The organism is Pseudomonas aestiva (genome assembly GCF_039908605.1).
GTDB lineage: Bacteria > Pseudomonadota > Gammaproteobacteria > Pseudomonadales > Pseudomonadaceae > Chryseomonas > Chryseomonas aestiva.
Genome location: NZ_CP150916.1, coordinates 3,797,501 through 3,814,735, shown reverse-complemented (window position 1 = coordinate 3,814,735; position 17,235 = coordinate 3,797,501). Strand labels below are relative to the sequence as shown.

The window sequence follows — 17,235 nt, the reverse complement described above, 5'->3', positions numbered from 1 at the left end:
AACAAGAGGTTACACTGGGAGGCTCTCGCTTCCTGGTGTCCTCTTCTCCATGTCCGATCCCGTCTTTCCCGATACCGATCCCGAAGTCGCCGCCCGGCGTCGGCTGCATCTGCTGCGCCATCGCCGGCGCCGTCGGCTGCGCGAGTGGCGCCAGCGCATCGCCTTCTGGGTCGGCGCGGTGCTGGTAGGGCTGGCCGGTCTGGCCTTCGCCTGGCTGGCCGATGCCTCCTTCGGCCTCTTCCAGAAAATGCTACGGCACAGTGCGATCTGGCCCTGGCTGGTGACGCCGCTCGGCTTCGCCGGACTGGTCTGGTTGACGCAAGGCGTGTTGCGCGATGCCCGTGGCAGCGGCATTCCCCAGGTCATCGCCACCCTCGAAAGACCCGAAGCGGATCTGCGTGCCCGGCTGCTGGCGCCACCCATCGCCCTGGCCAAGCTGCTGCTCACCGCCGGCGCCCTGCTGGTGGGCGGCTCGGTGGGCCGCGAAGGACCTACGGTACACGTGGGCGCCGCGCTGCTCTATGGCTTCGGCAAGCGCCTCGGCCTGCATGGCCGCCGCACCCTGTCCGGACTCATCCTCGCCGGAGGCGCCGCCGGGATCGCCGCCGCCTTCAACACGCCCCTGGGCGGGGTGGTCTTCGCCATCGAGGAACTGACCCACACCTTCGAGCAGCGCTTCAGCGGCCTGGTGCTGACCGCCGTGCTGCTCGGCGGCATCGTCACCCTGGGCATCGTCGGCCCCTACAGCTATCTCGGCGCCTTGGATCTGCACCTGACCTGGGGCCTGGGCTGGATCGGCGTGGCAGTGATCGGCGTCGTCGGCGGACTGCTGGGCGGTTGCTACGGCCGCCTGGTGCTGCCCACCGACCGGGGCTGGCTGGGGCGCCTGAACGCCCTGCGCGGGCGGCGTCCGGTGGCTTTCGCCGCCGGCTGCGGACTGGTGCTGGCGGCGCTGGGGTTGCTTTCCGGCCAGCATGTGTTCGGCACCGGCTATGCCGAGACCCATGCCATCCTGGCCGGCGAGCCGGTGACCGGGGGCGACTTCCTGCTGTGGAAATTCCTCGCCAATGTCGTCTCCTACCTGGCCGGGGTGCCAGGTGGCCTGTTCTCGCCTTCCCTGGCGGTGGGGGCCGCGCTCGGCCCCTGGCTGGCCGACTGGCTGCCGGGCACCAGCCTGCCGCAATGCGCCCTGTTGGGCCTGGCCGCCTACCTTGCCGGCGTCACCCGTACCCCGCTGACCGCCACCGTCATCACCCTGGAGTTGGCCCACAGCCCGGACATGGCGCTGCCGGTGCTGGCGGCCTGTCTGCTGGCCGCCGCCGTCTCCGGCTGGCTGATGCCGGTGCCGCTCTACCATGCGCTGTCGCAACAGGTGCTCAATGCCCTCACGCCCCGGCGCGACTAGACTCTGTACGAAAAATGCCTGCGCTTGGTGATGCTTCGTTGAAAACACTTCGGAATGCTCATTTACCACTCGTAAACTCCGCTTCCTCAGCGTTTTTCGCCTCGCCTGACCGTCGCTCGGCGATTGTTCGTACAGAGCCCGGCCCTAGCGTCCACCGCCGATATCCAGCAGGGCGCCGGTGGTGTAGGAGGCTTCGTCCGACAGCAGCCAGAGAATGCCGGCGGCGATTTCCTCGGCGTCACCCGCACGCCCCAATGGTGTGGTCACGCCCAGGCGCTCGGCACGCCCCGGCTGGCCACCGCTGGCATGGATATCGGTGAGGGTCACGCCCGGTCGCACCGCGTTGACCCTTACCCCGTGCGGACCGAGTTCCTTGGCCAGACCGAGGGTCAGGGTGTCCAGCGCCGCCTTGCTGGCGGCGTAGTCGACGTATTCGTTGGGGGAGCCCAGGCGGGCGGCGATGGAGGAGACATTGACGATGGCCCCCCCGCGGCCGCCGCGTTCCCGCGACAGGTGACGGGCCGCTTCGCGCGCGCAGAGAAAGGCGCCATAGACGTTGACCTCGAACATCCGTCGCAGGCGCTCTGCGCTCATGTCCACCAATGGCTGGGAATGGTCGACGATCCCGGCATTGTTGACGAAGCCGTCCAGCCCGCCGAAGCGCGCCACCGTGCGCTCGAACAGCGCCAGCACCTGGGCCTCGTCGGCCACGTCGCCGCGCAGTGCCAGGCCTTCCACGCCCAGACCCTCGATCTCGGCCAGGGTGGCCCGGGCCGCGGCCTCGTCCTGGCGATAGTTGAAGGCGACATTCCAGCCGCGGCGAGCGGCGCCAAGGGCCGTGGCGCGGCCTATACCGCGACTTGCACCGGTGATGAGCAGGGTCTTGCGCATGATGAAAACCTCGGGCTAGAGAGCGGAGAGGGGAGACGGCTAACCGTCTGATGTGTCGAAAAAAGCTTGGACGTGCCAGACGTTTCGCCTAAAAGTAGGGTGAACGGCACGCGCCGCATTATCCGCGGCCACTTCGCGATCTGATTCCCAGGCTTGTCTGAAAGGTCACCGAGTGAAGGTGAGACAAGGCAAAAATCAGCGAGGAAGCGCAGTTTACGAGCGGTAAATGAGCATTCTGAGTTGATTTTCAACGCAGCATCACCGATGCGCAGGTACTTTTCAGACAAAGCTCAAGCGCTTGCAGAGGTCAATCCTGATGACAAGACCCCGCTTCATCTCGCCCAACGAAGTTTCCGCGCTCCGTACCAACATCCTCTCCAAGCTCACCTACGCCGTCGGCAAGGACCCCGACAACGCCCTCGACCACGACTGGTTTCAGGCCACCGCCCTGGCCGCCCGTGACTACATCGTCGACCGCTGGATGAGTCGCACCCGCGACGCCTATCGCACCGGCCAGAAGCGGGTCTACTACCTTTCCCTGGAATTCCTCATCGGTCGCTTGCTGATCGACAGCCTGTCCAACCTCGGCATCCTCGAAGAGACCCGCCGTGCCCTGGCCGACCTCGGCGTCGACCTGGAGCGCATCCGCGGCCTGGAGCCGGACGCCGCCCTGGGTAACGGCGGTCTCGGCCGGCTGGCCGCCTGCTTCATGGAAAGCATGGCCACCCTGGGCATCGCCAGCCATGGCTATGGCATCCGTTACGAGCATGGTTTGTTCCGCCAGGTGATTGCTGATGGCTTCCAACTGGAGCAGCCGGAGAACTGGCTGGATTTCGGCAACCCCTGGGAGTTCGAACGGGCCGAGGTGGTGTACGAGATCGGTTTCGGCGGTCACGTCGCGCCCTATGGCGAAGGCGATCCGCGCCGCCAGGTGTGGACGCCTGGCGAACGCATTCGCGCGGTGGCCTATGACACCCCGGTGATCGGCTGGGGCGGGGAGGGCGCCAACACCCTGAGACTCTGGCGCGCCCGACCGCTGGAGATCCTCCACCTGGAAACCTTCAACGCCGGCGACCATGTCGGCGCCGTGGCCAACGAGGCGCGCGCCGAGAGCATCTCGCGGGTGCTCTATCCGGCCGACAGCAGCGAAGCCGGCCAGGAACTGCGCCTGCGCCAGGAGTACTTCTTCGTCGCCGCCTCCCTAGCCGACCTGACCCGCCGTCATCTCAAGCAGCACAACGACTTGCTCAGCCTGCCCGAGCACGTGTCCATCCAGCTCAACGACACCCACCCGGCCATTGCCGTGGCCGAGCTGATGCGGCTGCTGGTGGACGTCCACGGCATTCCCTGGGACGCCGCCTGGAGCACCACCGTCGGCACCCTCAGCTACACCAACCACACCCTGCTGCCCGAGGCGCTGGAGACCTGGCCGGTGCAGCTGATGGAGCGTCTGCTGCCGCGGCACATGCAGATCATCTACCTGATCAATGCGCAGTTCCTCGACTCCCTGCGCGCCCGCGGCGAGACCGATGGCGCCATGATCTCCTATGTCTCCCTGATCGACGAAAGCCAGGGTCGCCGGGTGCGCATGGGCAACCTGGCCTTCCTCGGCTCGCACAGCACCAATGGCGTGTCGGGACTGCACACCGACCTGATGCGCAAGACGGTCTTCCGCTCGCTGCACCGACTCTATCCGGATCGCATCAACAACAAGACCAACGGCATCACCTTCCGCCGCTGGCTGCACCAGGCCAATCCGGCGCTCACCGACCTGCTGGTGGATACCCTGGGCCAGGGCGTGCTGCACGATCCGGAAAAGACCCTGCCGCAGCTCAAGCCCTATGCCAACGACAGCAACTTCCGCGAGCGCTTCGCCCTGCAGCGTCAACGCAACAAGGACACCTTCACCAGCCTGGTGAAACAGCGGATGGAGATCGATCTCGACCCCGCCGCGCTGTTCGACGTCCAGATCAAGCGCATCCACGAGTACAAGCGGCAGCTGATGAATCTGCTGCAGACCATCGCGCTGTATCAGGCCATCCGCGACAACCCCAACGGCGACTGGACGCCGCGGGTCAAGATCTTCGCCGGCAAGGCCGCCGCCAGCTATCACCAGGCCAAGCTGATCATCAAGCTGGCCAATGATGTGGCCAAGGTGGTCAACAACGATCCCCTGACCCGCGACCTGCTCAAGGTGGTCTTCCTGCCCAACTACAACGTCAGCCTGGCCGAGGTCATCATCCCGGCGGCGGACCTGTCCGAGCAGATCTCCACCGCCGGCATGGAAGCCTCGGGCACCAGCAACATGAAGTTCGGCCTCAATGGCGCCCTCACCATCGGCACCCTGGACGGCGCCAATGTGGAGATGTGCGAGCTGATCGGTGAGGAGCACATGTTCATCTTCGGCCTCAAGGCGGCCGAGGTGGAGGAGCGCCAGCGCAGCGGCGGCATCTCCTCGGACATCATCGAGAATTCGCCACGCCTGGCCCAGGTTCTGGCGGGTCTGCGCGGTGGCCAGTTCTCCCCCGAGGATCCGGCTCGCTACAACAGCCTGCTCGACGTGCTTACCTGGCACGACCGCTTCCTGGTCTGCGCCGACTTCGATGCCTACTGGGACGCCCAGCGCCAGGTTGAAATGCGCTGGCAGCAGCCGGACAAATGGTGGCAATCGGCGGTGATCAACACCTCCAGCATGGGCTGGTTCTCCTCCGACCGCACCATCCGCGAATACGCCACGGAGATCTGGAAGGCGCTGTAGTCGAGCACGTGTCGCGGCCATGGCGGTCCGCCGCTGCGGCCGCTCCTACGGGTAAGGCACCCTCCTGTTGGAGCGGCCCATGGCCGCGATAAGGGCCACGACAGAGCCGGCGCCCAGGCAGGATGTGCTGGGCTTCGCTACGCTCAACCCAGCCTACGGCGGCTGGCCATGGCCACGATCAGCCACTCCCCGACTGAGAACCCCTGCCTTCCACGACGTCTACATCCTTGCAGTATCCGCCCCGCAAGCCCGTCACCGGAGTCCCCATGCCCCGCACCTCTACCCGCCTCGAAGCGGGCAATCCTGCCCATTACGGTGCCACCCTCGTCGACGGCGGGATCAACTTCGCCGTTTGGTCGCCGGCCGCCGAAGCGGTCGAACTCTGCCTCTATGACGCCAAGGGCGAGGCCGAGACCCAGCGCCTGGCCTTTCGCGAGCACGAGGGCGGCGTCTGGCACGGTTTTCTGCCCGGCGCCAAGCCGGGGCTGAGATATGGGTTGCGCGCCCAAGGCGCCTATCGTCCCCGGGACGGTCTCAGATTCAATGCCAACAAACTGCTGGTGGACCCCTGGGCCCTGGCGGTGGACCGGCCCTTCCAGCTGCACCCCAGCACCTATGGCTTTCATCCCGACGATCCCGACCATCCGGACGCGCGCGACAGCGGCGCCCATGTCCCCAAGGCCGTCGTCCTGCCGCCGGTCGACAGCCTGGCGCCGACGCCCGAGCGCCGCGCTGCCGGGCTGATCTACGAGCTGCACGTGCGTGGCCAGACCCAGCTGCATCCGCAGGTGCCTGCCCGCCAGCGCGGGACCCTGGCGGCGCTGCGGCATCCCGCGCTGATCGAGCACTGGCAGCGCCTCGGCGTCACTACCCTGGAGCTGCTGCCCATCGCCGCCTGGGCCGACGACCGCCATCTGCCGGCCCTGGGCTTGGCCAACTACTGGGGCTACAACCCGGTGCTCATGGCCGCCGTCGATCCGCGCCTGGCCGGGCACGAGGCCCTGGGCGAATTGCGCGAGACGGTAGCCACCCTGCAGGCCGCCGGCTTCGAGGTGCTGCTCGACGTGGTCTTTAACCATACCGGCGAAGGCGATGAACTCGGCCCCACCTTCAATCTGCGCGGCCTGGACAATGCCGGCTACTACCGCCTGCAGCCGGACGATCCGGCGCGTTATATCAACGACATGGGCTGCGGCAACTGCCTGGCCCTGTACAGCCCGCCAGCGCTGCGCCTGACCCTGGACAGCCTCCGGCACTGGGTCACCGCCGCCGGCGTCGACGGCTTCCGCTTCGATCTGGCGCCGGCGCTGGGTCGTCTGGAAAGCGGCTTTGATCGTGACGCACCGCTGCTCCAGGCTCTGGCCCAGGATCCGCTCCTGCGCCAGGTGCGGCTGGTGGCCGAGCCCTGGGACATCGGTCCCGGCGGTCATCAGGTCGGCGCCTTCCGCGCGCCCTGGCAGGAATGGAACGACGCCTTCCGCGACGACGTCCGCCGCTTCTGGCGCGGTGACGAGGGGCTGCGTGGCGCCCTGGCTACCCGCCTGGCCGGTAGCGCCGATCTCTTCGGCGCGGGCGATCGCCTGCTGCGCACCAGCGTCAACTTCATCACCGCCCACGACGGCTTCACCCTCGCCGACCTGGTCAGCTACGCCGAGAAGCACAATGAGGCCAACGGCGAGGGCAATCGCGACGGCACCACCGACAACAAGAGCTGGAACAACGGCGTCGAAGGCCCGAGCGACGATCCGGCCATCCAGGAGGCCCGCGCCGCCGACCAGCGAGCCCTGCTGGCGACCCTGATCCTCGCCGGTGGCGAACCCATGCTGACCGCTGGCGACGAATTCGGTCGCACCCAGCAGGGCAACAACAACGCCTATGTGCAGGACAACGAATTGTCCTGGCTGGACTGGCAGCAGGCCGGCAGCCCCGCCGGAAGGCTGCAGAGTGCCTTTGTCGGCCGCCTCATGGCACTGCGCCAGGCATTACCGGCGCTGCAGGCGCAGCGGCTGCTCGGACGACCCGATCCCCGTAGCTGGGTCCGGATCGAATGGCTCGATGCCGACGGCGCGCCGATGGATGACGGCCGCTGGCAGGCGGGGGGCAGCTTGCCGCTCGCCCTTACCCTGGAGCCCCTCGATGGCGAGGATCAGCCCCAGGCCGCACGGATCTGGCTGGCCTTCCAGCCGCGCCGGGAGGAAATCGACCTGAGATTGCCTTCGTCACGTGACGGACATCACTGGGTGATACAGCTGGACAGCCGTCAGCCTGAACTGGAACCCGACTCGGCAGTCTACCCCAGCGCTGAAAATCTCCGTGCTGGCCGAGGCGTACTGCTGGCCGTGGAGACTCCGAACGCGCGCTAGGCGCGCGTTCCTTGTCGGCCGCCGGTGCCCGGTGCCTCGTCGCCCTGGCGATCAGGCCTGGAATCGGCACTGGCTGGCAGACCTGGCCTGACGGTCCGCTCTGCTTGAGACGGAGCTTGAGCTTTGGCGCTACACTCGCGCCCATCATTACAAGGAGCACCGCGATGTCCCGGATATCCCTCAGTCGTTACCTCATCGAGCAGACCCGCAGCCACAAGACCCCGGCCGACCTGCGCTTCCTCATCGAAGTCGTGGCCCGGGCGTGCAAGCGCATCAGCTACGAGGTGTCCAAGGGGGCGCTGGGTGGCGTGCTCGGCAGCATGGGCACCGAGAACGTCCAGGGCGAGGTGCAGAAGAAGCTGGACGTACTGTCCAACGAGATCCTGCTGGAAGCCAACGAGTGGGGCGGCACCCTGGCCGGCATGGCCTCCGAGGAAATGGACCAGGTTCACCAGATCCCCGGTCACTACCCCAAGGGCGCCTACCTGCTGATGTTCGATCCCCTAGACGGCTCGTCCAACATCGACGTCAACGTCTCCGTCGGCACCATCTTCTCCATCCTCCGCAAGGACTTCGTCAGCAGCACCACCGGTGACGTGACCGAAGAAGCCTTCATGCAGAAGGGCACCGAGCAGGTCGCCGCCGGTTACGCCATCTACGGTCCCCAGACCATGCTGGTGCTGACCCTGGGCGACGGCGTCAAGGGCTTCACCCTGGATCGCGAACTGGGCAGCTTCGTGCTGACCCACGAAGACATCACCATCCCCGAGACCACCGCCGAATTCGCCATCAACATGTCCAACCAGCGCCACTGGGAAGCCCCGGTCAAGCGCTACGTGGACGAACTGCTGGCCGGCAAGGAAGGTCCCCTGGGTAAGAACTACAACATGCGCTGGATCGCCTCCATGGTGGCCGATGTCCATCGCATCCTTACCCGTGGCGGCCTCTTCATGTACCCGCGCGACGCCCGCGAACCGGAAAAGCCCGGCAAGCTGCGCCTGATGTACGAGGCCAATCCCATGGCCCTGCTGGTGGAGCAGGCCGGTGGCGCTGCCACCAACGGTCACCAGCGCATCCTCGACGTCCAACCCGATGGCCTGCACCAGCGGGTAGCGGTGTTCCTGGGCTCCAAGGAAGAAGTGCAACGCGTGACCGAGTACCACCGTCAGCGTTGATCGCCTGCAAGCCGGGCCGCCTGCAACGGGCGGTCCGGTTCACTCCTCGCGTCGTGCCTCAGCGTTCAGCTCCGATTCAGTCCCCTTAATCCGCCGCTAATCCGCCTCCGCCGAAGATGGCCGCGCAGCCGGTCGGGCTGTATTCGCATCATGTGAGGAGCCTTTCACCATGAACGCCCTGAAATCCCGTGTCGTCCTCTTCGGCCTGCTGGCCCTGGCCAGTCATCAGGTCTTTGCCGCCGATACCCAGAACTTCGCCGGCCTCACCTATGGCAAGAGCTACGACAACTTCAGCAACAGCCACGCCCTCGACCGCAACCTGAACAGCCCCGATACCGATGGTGCCATCGATGGCAGCAACACCTGGGGGCTGCGCCTCGGTCAGCAGAACGACACCGGTCGCTACTATGCCACCCTCGACCAGGCCAGCGGCAGCAGCGCTGGCCTCGGGCTCAAGCAGCAGGACCTGACCGGCAGCTACGATGCCTTCTATCCCCTGGGCAGCAATACCAAGCTGTTCGGTGGCGGGACCCTGGGCGTCGCCCGGGTCACCCAGGATGGTTCCAGTTTCGGCCACGACAGCGACCTCGGCTATGTGGCCGGGGTCCAGGCCGGCATCCTGCAGCAGGTCAACGAGCGCACCTCCCTGGAAGCCGGCTATCGCTACCTGCGCAGCAATGCCAAGCCCGATATCGACCAGGACGGCGCCAAGCTCGGCTCGAGCCAGCTCGACAGCAGCAAGGAAATCTACCTGGGCATGAACGTCTATTTCTGAGGCGTGCCGGGGCGCCAGCGGGCGCCCCGACTTTCAGCTGAAGGGATCCAGCCCCGCGAAGACCGCCACCAGCGCGACGGCGACCACCCCCAGGGCGATCTCCATGGCCGTGGCCCGGCGCAGCAGCTGCCATGCCTGCGGCCCCTGTCCCAATCGCGGCACCAGCAGATAACGATTGGCCAGGGCCAGGACGACCATCGTCGCCACCACCAGTACCTTGGCCAGCAGCAGAGCGGAGTAGGGCGTCAGCCGCAGCAGGCCGTCCGGCCCCAGGATCAGCAGGCTGTTGAGCGCGCCGCTGAGCAAGGCCAGCGCCACGCAGATCTGCCCGGGCAGCGAGTAGCCGCGCAGCAAGTGCTGGACGTCATCCCTCAGGTCCGGGGGTGGCTGCCCCAGGCACAGCAGCACCCCGGGCAGACTGCCCAGCCAGAGCCCCGTGGTGAGCAGATGCAGGGCCTGGTTCAGCTGGTGCGCCAGGCCTAACCCGGCCGCCGTCGCGGCGGCATGGCCACCCAGGGCCAGACTGGCCAGCAGCAGGCCGCTGAATCCCCATAGCCACCGACTGCCGTGAATCCCGGGTCCCACCAGCAGCCACAGCGCCAGCAGCAGACCCAGTGGCAATTGCCAGCGCCAGCCATGGCCGGCCTCGGTGGCCAGATACAGCTGCCACAGCGGCAGGTTGAAGGCATCCGTCCAGCCCTCGCCCACCAGCGCGGCCTGCAGCGGCAACTGGCTCGACATCCCGAGCAGCAGCAGCGCGCCCAGCAGGCGGGCCGAGAGGCGGGCGCGTGCCAGTAGCCAGAGCCGCAAGCCGGGGCGACCCAAGCAGAGCGCCAGGGCCAGATAGCCCCAGGTCAGCAGCAGCGGCAGCAGCAGCAGGGTACGGGCGACGGGGCGCCAGGCATCGGGCGTCGCCAGTCCGCCGTCCATCCTTACTGGACGGTGAAGCGGTAATCGCCCTGGGTCTTGTGCCCGTCCTTGGCCAGTACGCGCCACTTCACCTGGTAGCGACCCGGTTCCAGCGGCGCATCCAGCGGCACGTCCAGGGTGCGCTCGTCGCGCCCGGAAATGACCTTGCCGGTAGTGATCGCCGTGCTGGCCTGGCCATCCTGACGTTGCAATAGCACCTGACTGAGAGACGCCTCGATCCCTTCGGAAAAGCTCAGACTCAATTGCTTCGGTGCCGCGCTGGTGCTGTCGGGGGCGGGCTCGGCGCTTTTGAGATGACCATGGGCCAGGGCCAGGCCGGGCAACAGCAGGGCGGTCAGGGCGAGGCGGCGAGCGAGACGCAGGGCAGCGGTCATGGAAATCTCCGGCGGCAGAAGGAAACCGCCAGCTTAGCAGTCCGTCCGGGTGGCGTCCGCGCCTGGCGCCCGCTCCGCCGCGCGCGCCGCGCATTCGACGAAGGTGCGCGCGGTGCAGGTGCGGCAGACCTCCGGGTCCAGCCGCGGATAGATGCTGCGCAGGGCCTGATCCTTGGACGAGAAGACGTGGCCATCGCCCAGCTCCTTGAGAAACCCGGTCTTGGCGAACAGCTGCAGGACCGGCGTGCGGGGCCGATGGAAATAGAGATCACCGCCCTGGGCCCGGCGCTCGCGCCACTCCCGCCGCCACAGGTCGTTACCCGCCAGGTCGATGAAATTCATGCTCTTGGTCATGAACAGGGCGTGCTTCTGGCCAGGCTGGGCACGGCGAAAGCCATCCAGCTGATCGCCGACATGGGGTACGGCGCCAAAGAACACCGAGCCTTCCACCCGCACCAGCTTGAGTTGCGGACACTCCTGCGCCGGCTGGCCCAGTTCGTCCAGTGGGGTGAAGCGACGCTCGGGGGTACGGGGATCCGGCACCAGCGGGCGGATGGCGGGGTGCGAGGTGCGATAGAGATAGGCCACCAGGGACACCAGCGTGCCCAGCAGCACGGCGCGGTCCAGGGGAATGGTCAGGGTCGCCAGGAAGGTCACCCCGGCCACCAGGGCCTCGGTGCGGCTGACCCTCAGCACCTCGCGCCAGCGCCCCAGGTCCAGTAGGCCGCGCGCCACCAGCAGCAGGGTGGCGGCGATGGCCGCCAGTGGAATGGCGGCGATCAGGGCACCCCCGAAGGCGACCAGGGCCACCACCAGCAGGGCGGCGAACACTGCCGCCAGCGGCGTACGGGCTCCAGCTTCGAAATTGGGCATGGAGCGATTCAGCGAGCCGCAGGAGACATAGGCCGAAAAGCAGCCGCCGACCAGATTGGCCAGCCCCTGACCGCGGAATTCGCGATTGACGTCCAGCCGCTGTCCGGAGCGCTGGGCCACCGCCTTGGCGATCGACAGCGACTGCCCCAGGGCCACCAGCGTCAGGGCCACGGCGATCCCGGAGAGATTGCCCAGGTCCTGTAGGGTGACGTCGGGCAGATGGAAGGGCGGCAGCGCCGAGGGAATCCGTCCGACCGTGGCGATCCCCTGGGCCGCGCCCGGCACGCTGCGCTCCAGGATCCAGGCGCTCAGGCAACCGGCCAGCAGGCCCAGCAGCATGGTCGGCCAGCGCGGGCGCAGCCGGCGCAGCAGCAGGGTGGCGAGCAGGGTCACCACACCGATGACCAGCGAGGGCCAGTGGATCGCCAGCGGATGGGCGAGCACATAGCCGAGGACGCCGAAGGCCGAGGTGCCCAGTGGCGGCGACAACCCGAACAGGTCCTTGAGCGAATAGAGCCCGATCAGCACGGCCGCACCACTCATGAAGCCGAGCAGCACCGAAGGCGAAATGAAGTTGGCCACGGCGCCCAGGCGCAGGGCTCCCACCGTCAGTTGCAACAGACCGACCAGCAGGGTTACCGCCAGGGCCAGGTCGATGTAGGGGCCGGAGCCCGCCAGCGCTAGCGGCGACAGCGCTGCCAGCAGGGCCAGGGAGTTGGCATTGGTCGGACCGGTCACCACATGGCGACTGGAACCCGCCAGGGCGGCGACGATGCAGGGCACCACGGCGCCATAGACGCCATATTGCGGAGGCAGTCCGGCCAAGGTGGCGAAGGCCACGCCCTGGGGCAGCGCCAGGACCGCGCCCAGCAGACCCGCACCCAGGTCCGCCTTCAGGGTGGTGCGGTCCACCTCGCGGAGCCAGGGCAGCAGGGTCGAGAGGGCGGGCATGGGGCACTCCTGGAAAAAGGATCGCCCACTCTACCGATTACTGTTACTGGCCGGCTACCGGCTGCCCGCCATCCACGGTTGCCGCCACGACCGCACGTGCTCATTTCTTCACCAGTCGCCGCCAGACCGGTCTCCGTGGCGTTCTCGTGACTTCATGCACGGGTTATCCACATTACTGTACACGCTGGCTGTGGGTAACCTGGGCCACTAGCCATCGTGGCTGTTGGCGGCGATGCGATGGATCGACAGATCGGCGCCCTGGTATTCCTCTTCCTGACTCAGCCGCAAGCCCAGCACGGCCTTGAGCAGCCCGTAGACGGCCAGTCCACCGAGCAGGGCGATCGCGATACCCAGGGCCGTGCCGGCCAGCTGCGCCAGCAGGCTTACCCCGCCCAGGCCACCCAGCGCCGTCTGGCCGAACAGACCGCAGGCGATGCCACCCCAGGCGCCGCAGAGGCCATGCAATGGCCAGACGCCCAGTACATCGTCCAGCTTCCAGCGCGTCTGCACCGCGGTAAAGGCCCAGACGAACAGTGCGCCCGCCACCAGGCCCGTGGTCAGCGCGGCGATGGGATGCATCAGGTCGGAGCCGGCGCAGACGGCGACCAGTCCCGCCAGGGGACCGTTGTGCAGGAAGCCGGGATCGTTGCGCCCGAGCAGCAGGGCAGCCGCCGTCCCGCCGACCATGGCCATCAGCGAATTCAGCGCCACCAGTCCGCTGACACCCGCCAGGCTTTGGGCGCTCATGACGTTGAAGCCGAACCAGCCGACGATCAGGATCCAGGAGCCCAGCGCCAGGAAGGGAATGTTCGACGGCGGAAAGGCCACCAACCGGCCTTCGCGATAGCGACCCTGACGCGGCCCCAGCAGCATCACCGCCGCCAGGGCCAGCCAGCCACCTACCGCGTGCACCACCACCGAGCCGGCGAAGTCGTGAAAGCGCGCCCCGAACAGCGCTTCGAAGCTGTCCTGCAGCCCCAGGTTGTTGTTCCACATCAGGCCTTCGAAACAGGGATAGACGAAGGCCACGATCAGCGCCGTAGCGCACAGCTGCGGTACGAAGCGCGCCCGCTCGGCGATACCGCCGGAGATGATCGCCGGAATGGCCGCGGCGAAGGTCGCCAGGAAAAAGAACTTCACCAGTCCGTAGCCGCTGTCGGCGGTCAGCACCTGGGCCGGGGCGAAAAAGGTCACGCCATAGGCGATCCAGTAGCCGACGAAGAAGTACACCAGGGTGGAAATGGCGAAGTCGGCGAGGATCTTGGACAGGGCGTTCACCTGGTTCTTGTGCCGCACGGTGCCGGCTTCGAGAAAGGCGAAGCCGGCGTGCATGGCCAGCACCATCACGGCGCCGAGCAGGAGAAAGAGGGTATTGGCACTGTGGACCAGGGTCGCCACGGCAGAAGGCAATTCGTTCATCAGGGCAGTCATCTGAAAGGGTTGCACCAAAAACATGCCTGACGGCTGCTTGATGCGCGCTTTTGGGGCGGGCTGCAGCTCTTGGCAGGTTCAGTCTTGCCGCCAGACAAGACACAACCCGGGTAGAGCACAGGAATGCGCCAGGGCGGTGCAAGTCGGAAAGGCATGCACCACTAGACAGCAAAGGTCGTGCCGCTAAAGCGAGCGCAGAACGATCCGACCACTGCTCAGATTGGTCAGCAAGGTCGCCAACTCGTCGCGACGCTGCGGTTCCACGGCGATCCGCAGGACGATCTCCAGCGCCTGGTAGTCCTCTTCGAGCAGCACCACTGCCAGGGCGGCTAGGCGCGCCTTGATCAGTGGCCACTCCGCATAGGTACAGGCGAAGCCGTAGTCCTGCCGCAGCACCAGCGGCTGCCTGTCCGCCTGCTGCAGGCAGCGCGCAGCGCAACCGCCATAGGCACGCACCAGTCCGCCGGTACCCAGCTTGATGCCGCCGTACCAGCGGATGACCACTACCACCACCTGGTCGCAATCCTGCCCCTCGATGGCAGCGAGGATGGGCCGGCCCGCGGTGCCGCCGGGCTCGCCGTCGTCATTGAAGCGGTATTGGTTGCCAAGCTTCCACGCCCAGCAGTTGTGGGTCGCGGTCGGTACGCTCACGCGCTCGATAAAGGTCATGGCCGCTTCCACCGTGGAAACGGGCGCGGCGAGGGCCAAAAAACGACTCTTGCGCACCTCTTCTTCAAGGGCGGCATCCCGGATCAGGGTGAAGGTCATGGCGCCGGGAGGCCCAGTCCCTTGAGGATGACATGGGTCAGGGTCCGCCCCGCTTCGTCGAAATCCTGCCGCGTCAGGCGGCTGCGTCCCGTCACCTGGCAGATCTGGCTGGCGAAGTCGGCATAGTGCTGGGTACTGCTCCACAGCAGAAAGATCAGGTGGACCGGATCTACTGGATCCATCTTGCCGGCCGCGATCCAGGCCTCGAACACCGCTGCCCGGCTGCGAAACCAGGTCTGGTAGTCCTGATCGAAATACTCGTACAGGCAGTGACCACCACCGATGATCTCCATGGCGAAGATCCGCGAGGCCAGCGGCTGGCGCCGCGAGAATTCCAGCTTGGCGCGGATGTAGCGGCTGAGGGCCTCGGCGGGGTCGTCTTCCACGGTCAGGTGGTTGAAGGTGCTGTCCCAGAGTTCGAGGATGTTGCCCAGCACCGCCATGTAGAGGCCGAGCTTGTTGTTGAAGTAGTAGTGGAGATTGGCCTTGGGCAACCCGACGCGCTGGGCGATGGTGTTCATGCTGGTGCCCTTGAAGCCATGGCGGGCGAATTCTTCCTCCGCCGCGCTCAGGATCGACTCCTCATTCTTCTGCCGGATGCGTCCGGCCGGCTTGTCCTGGCCGGCGTGATGGGCGGGTACGAGAAGGGTCATGACAACGATAGGATCCAAAGGCGCGGCAGGCATCAATAGCGTACCCCCGGTCTCGGACACAAGGGCTCTTTTATGGGTGTGGCGCCGGCGAGCGGCATTCCGTCAGCGCTGCGCTGCGCTCTTCGGGCAACAGCAGGTTGAGCAGGATGGCGGTGATGCCGCCGCTGGTGATCGCGGTGTCGAAGAGACTCTTCACCAGTGGCGGCAACTGATCCAGCAGTGTCGGCTGGCTGGCGATACCCAGGCCCACGCCAAGGGAAGTGGCGATGATCAGCAAACTGCGACGATCCAGCGTGCACTGTGCCAGCAACCGTATTCCGGCCGCAGCGACACTGCCGAACAGCACCAGGGTCGCACCGCCCAGCACCGGTTTGGGAATCTGCTGCAGGACGGCGCCCAGGATGGGGAACAGACCCAGCACCAGCAGGATGGCGCCTATCCAGTAGCCGACATGGCGGCTGGCCACGCCGGTCAGCTGGATCACCCCGTTGTTCTGCGCGAAGGTGGTGCTGGGAAAGGTATTGAAGGTAGCCGCGAGCAGGCAGGCGACACCGTCGCCCAGGACCCCGCCCCGCAACCGCCGCAGATAGCCGGGACCTTCGATGGGTTGCCGCGAGATCAGGCAATTGGCGGTCAGGTCGCCGGTAGTCTCCAGGGTGCTGATCAGATAGATCAGCGCGACTGGCAAAAAGGCCGACCAGTCGAAGGCGAAGCCGAAGCGAAAGGGGAGGGGGACGCTGATCAGGGGCAGATCCGGCAGCGCCTGGGGTTTCAGCAGTCCACAGCTCCAGGCGGCCAGGGAGCCCACCAGCAGGCCGATCATCACCGCCGACAGCCGCAACCAGGGTCGCCGTGACAGGTTCAGGCCGATGATGATCACCAGGACCAGGCCGCCGAGAGCCAGGTTGAGCGGTGCGCCGAAGTTGGCGGCCCTGGCGCCGCCGCCGAGATCGATGATGCCCACCCTGATCAGGCTGATGCCGATCAGGGTGATGACGATGCCGGTCACCAGTGGCGTGATCACCCGGCGCAACAGGCCCAGGCAGCGACTCAGGCCGATCTGGACGAAGGCGCCAAAGAAGCAGACGCCAAAGATCATCGCCAGGATGTCCTCCGGTGTCCCGCCCCGCTGCTTGACCAGCATCCCGGCCGCCAGCACCGCGGACAGAAAGGAGAAACTGGTGCCCTGCAGGCAGATCATGCCCGCCCCCAGCCCTCCGGCACCGCGGGCCTGCAGAAAGGTGCCGACGCCCGACACCATCAGCCCCATGCTGATCAGATAGGGCAGGTGCTCCTGCAGACCCAGGGCCCCGGCAATGATCAGCGGTGGAGTAACGATCCCCACGAAGCTCGCCAGGACATGCTGCAGGGCAGCGCAAAAGGCAGCGAGCGGGGCGGGACGTTCGTCCAGGCCATAGAGCAGATCATCGTGTACGGGACTGGGCATGGTGATTACCTCGCAGTGGTGCGGCGGGCCGGGAAGGCGGCTACAGCACCGAAAGTGGGTCTGTCCGGACTAGAACTGATACTTCACCAGGAAGCTGAAAACGCTCTGGTCGGTACGGAATCCCTCGCTGTCCTTGATGCCGTACTTGTCCGACCAGTAGTCGTACTCGGTACCCACATAAAGGTGCTTGGCCTCATAACCCATGGCCTTGCCCAGGTCGTACTTGACCTGTGGATTGAAGTGCAGGTTGGCGTGGTAGCTACCCTTGTTGTTCATCACCCAGTCCAGGTAGCCATCGATGAGCAGATCCGAATTGCCCAGGGGCAGGGTATAGGCCCATACCGGCGTGAGCTGCCAGGCACCCGAGGGCGCATTGCCGCCATCCGGCTTGCGGTAGTAAAGGTTCAGCTGGAAGTAGTCGAAGCCCGGCACCTTGAGGTC

14 protein-coding genes (1 of these 14 running past the window's edge) are annotated in these 17,235 nt (G+C 66.5%); 5 read left to right on the top strand and 9 right to left on the bottom strand.

Going from position 1 to position 17,235, the window contains the following annotated elements; translation table 11 throughout:
- Positions 1–49: 49 nt before the first annotated feature.
- Complete coding sequence (locus AABM56_RS17695; RefSeq protein WP_263258858.1) at positions 50–1,405, top strand: chloride channel protein; 1,356 nt, start codon at positions 50–52, stop codon at positions 1,403–1,405.
- Positions 1,406–1,549: 144 nt separating this feature from the next.
- Here the strand turns inward: AABM56_RS17695 and AABM56_RS17690 are convergent, their stop codons facing one another.
- Positions 1,550–2,296, bottom strand: coding sequence for an SDR family oxidoreductase (locus AABM56_RS17690; protein WP_133862516.1), 747 nt, complete (start codon positions 2,294–2,296; stop codon positions 1,550–1,552).
- 316 nt (positions 2,297–2,612) lie between these two features.
- Between AABM56_RS17690 and AABM56_RS17685 the strand changes: the two genes are divergently transcribed.
- The 4 genes from AABM56_RS17685 (at position 2,613) to AABM56_RS17670 (ending at position 9,367) form a co-directional block, all read left to right on the top strand.
- Entirely contained in the window at positions 2,613–5,054 is a 2,442-nt protein-coding gene (locus AABM56_RS17685; protein ID WP_133862515.1) for a glycogen/starch/alpha-glucan phosphorylase, read from the top strand.
- A gap of 266 nt (positions 5,055–5,320) precedes the next feature.
- The gene (glgX, locus tag AABM56_RS17680; protein ID WP_263258859.1) at positions 5,321–7,417 is read left to right on the top strand and encodes a glycogen debranching protein GlgX; all 2,097 of its coding nucleotides are present in this window, start codon (positions 5,321–5,323) and stop codon (positions 7,415–7,417) included.
- A gap of 164 nt (positions 7,418–7,581) precedes the next feature.
- Positions 7,582–8,592, top strand: coding sequence for a class 1 fructose-bisphosphatase (locus tag AABM56_RS17675; RefSeq protein WP_133862513.1), 1,011 nt, complete (start codon positions 7,582–7,584; stop codon positions 8,590–8,592).
- A 169-nt stretch (positions 8,593–8,761) separates the two neighbouring features.
- On the top strand, positions 8,762–9,367 hold the full coding sequence (locus tag AABM56_RS17670; RefSeq protein ID WP_187980150.1) for an outer membrane protein: 606 nt from the start codon (positions 8,762–8,764) through the stop codon (positions 9,365–9,367).
- Positions 9,368–9,400: 33 nt separating this feature from the next.
- Here the strand turns inward: AABM56_RS17670 and copD are convergent, their stop codons facing one another.
- The 8 genes from copD to AABM56_RS17630 form a co-directional block, all read right to left on the bottom strand.
- Positions 9,401–10,297 (bottom strand): copper homeostasis membrane protein CopD, encoded by an 897-nt coding sequence (gene copD, locus AABM56_RS17665; RefSeq protein ID WP_133862511.1) that lies wholly within the window; start codon positions 10,295–10,297, stop codon positions 9,401–9,403.
- 2 nt (positions 10,298–10,299) lie between these two features.
- Positions 10,300–10,671, bottom strand: coding sequence for a copper homeostasis periplasmic binding protein CopC (gene copC / locus AABM56_RS17660; RefSeq protein WP_133862510.1), 372 nt, complete (start codon positions 10,669–10,671; stop codon positions 10,300–10,302).
- Between the two features lie 33 nt (positions 10,672–10,704).
- Positions 10,705–12,495, bottom strand: a complete 1,791-nt coding sequence (locus tag AABM56_RS17655; protein ID WP_263258860.1) for a SulP family inorganic anion transporter — start codon at positions 12,493–12,495, stop codon at positions 10,705–10,707.
- 207 nt (positions 12,496–12,702) lie between these two features.
- Positions 12,703–13,914, bottom strand: a complete 1,212-nt coding sequence (locus AABM56_RS17650) for an ammonium transporter (RefSeq protein WP_133862631.1) — start codon at positions 13,912–13,914, stop codon at positions 12,703–12,705.
- A 195-nt stretch (positions 13,915–14,109) separates the two neighbouring features.
- Entirely contained in the window at positions 14,110–14,694 is a 585-nt protein-coding gene (locus AABM56_RS17645) for a YigZ family protein (protein ID WP_133862508.1), read from the bottom strand.
- A complete protein-coding gene (locus AABM56_RS17640; protein ID WP_133862507.1) occupies positions 14,691–15,347 on the bottom strand; it encodes a TetR/AcrR family transcriptional regulator in 657 nt (218 codons plus the stop codon). The genes AABM56_RS17645 and AABM56_RS17640 overlap by 4 nt, the downstream gene beginning before the upstream one ends.
- Positions 15,348–15,417: 70 nt before the next feature.
- Positions 15,418–16,794, bottom strand: a complete 1,377-nt coding sequence (locus tag AABM56_RS17635; RefSeq protein ID WP_133862506.1) for a uracil-xanthine permease family protein — start codon at positions 16,792–16,794, stop codon at positions 15,418–15,420.
- 69 nt (positions 16,795–16,863) lie between these two features.
- A protein-coding gene (locus AABM56_RS17630) for an outer membrane protein OmpK (RefSeq protein WP_133862505.1) crosses the window boundary here: on the bottom strand, positions 16,864–17,235 show its final stretch. The gene runs 426 nt beyond the window's last position; only the last 372 of its 798 coding nucleotides appear in the window; its start codon lies beyond the right edge, outside the window — the gene reads right to left on this strand; its stop codon occupies positions 16,864–16,866.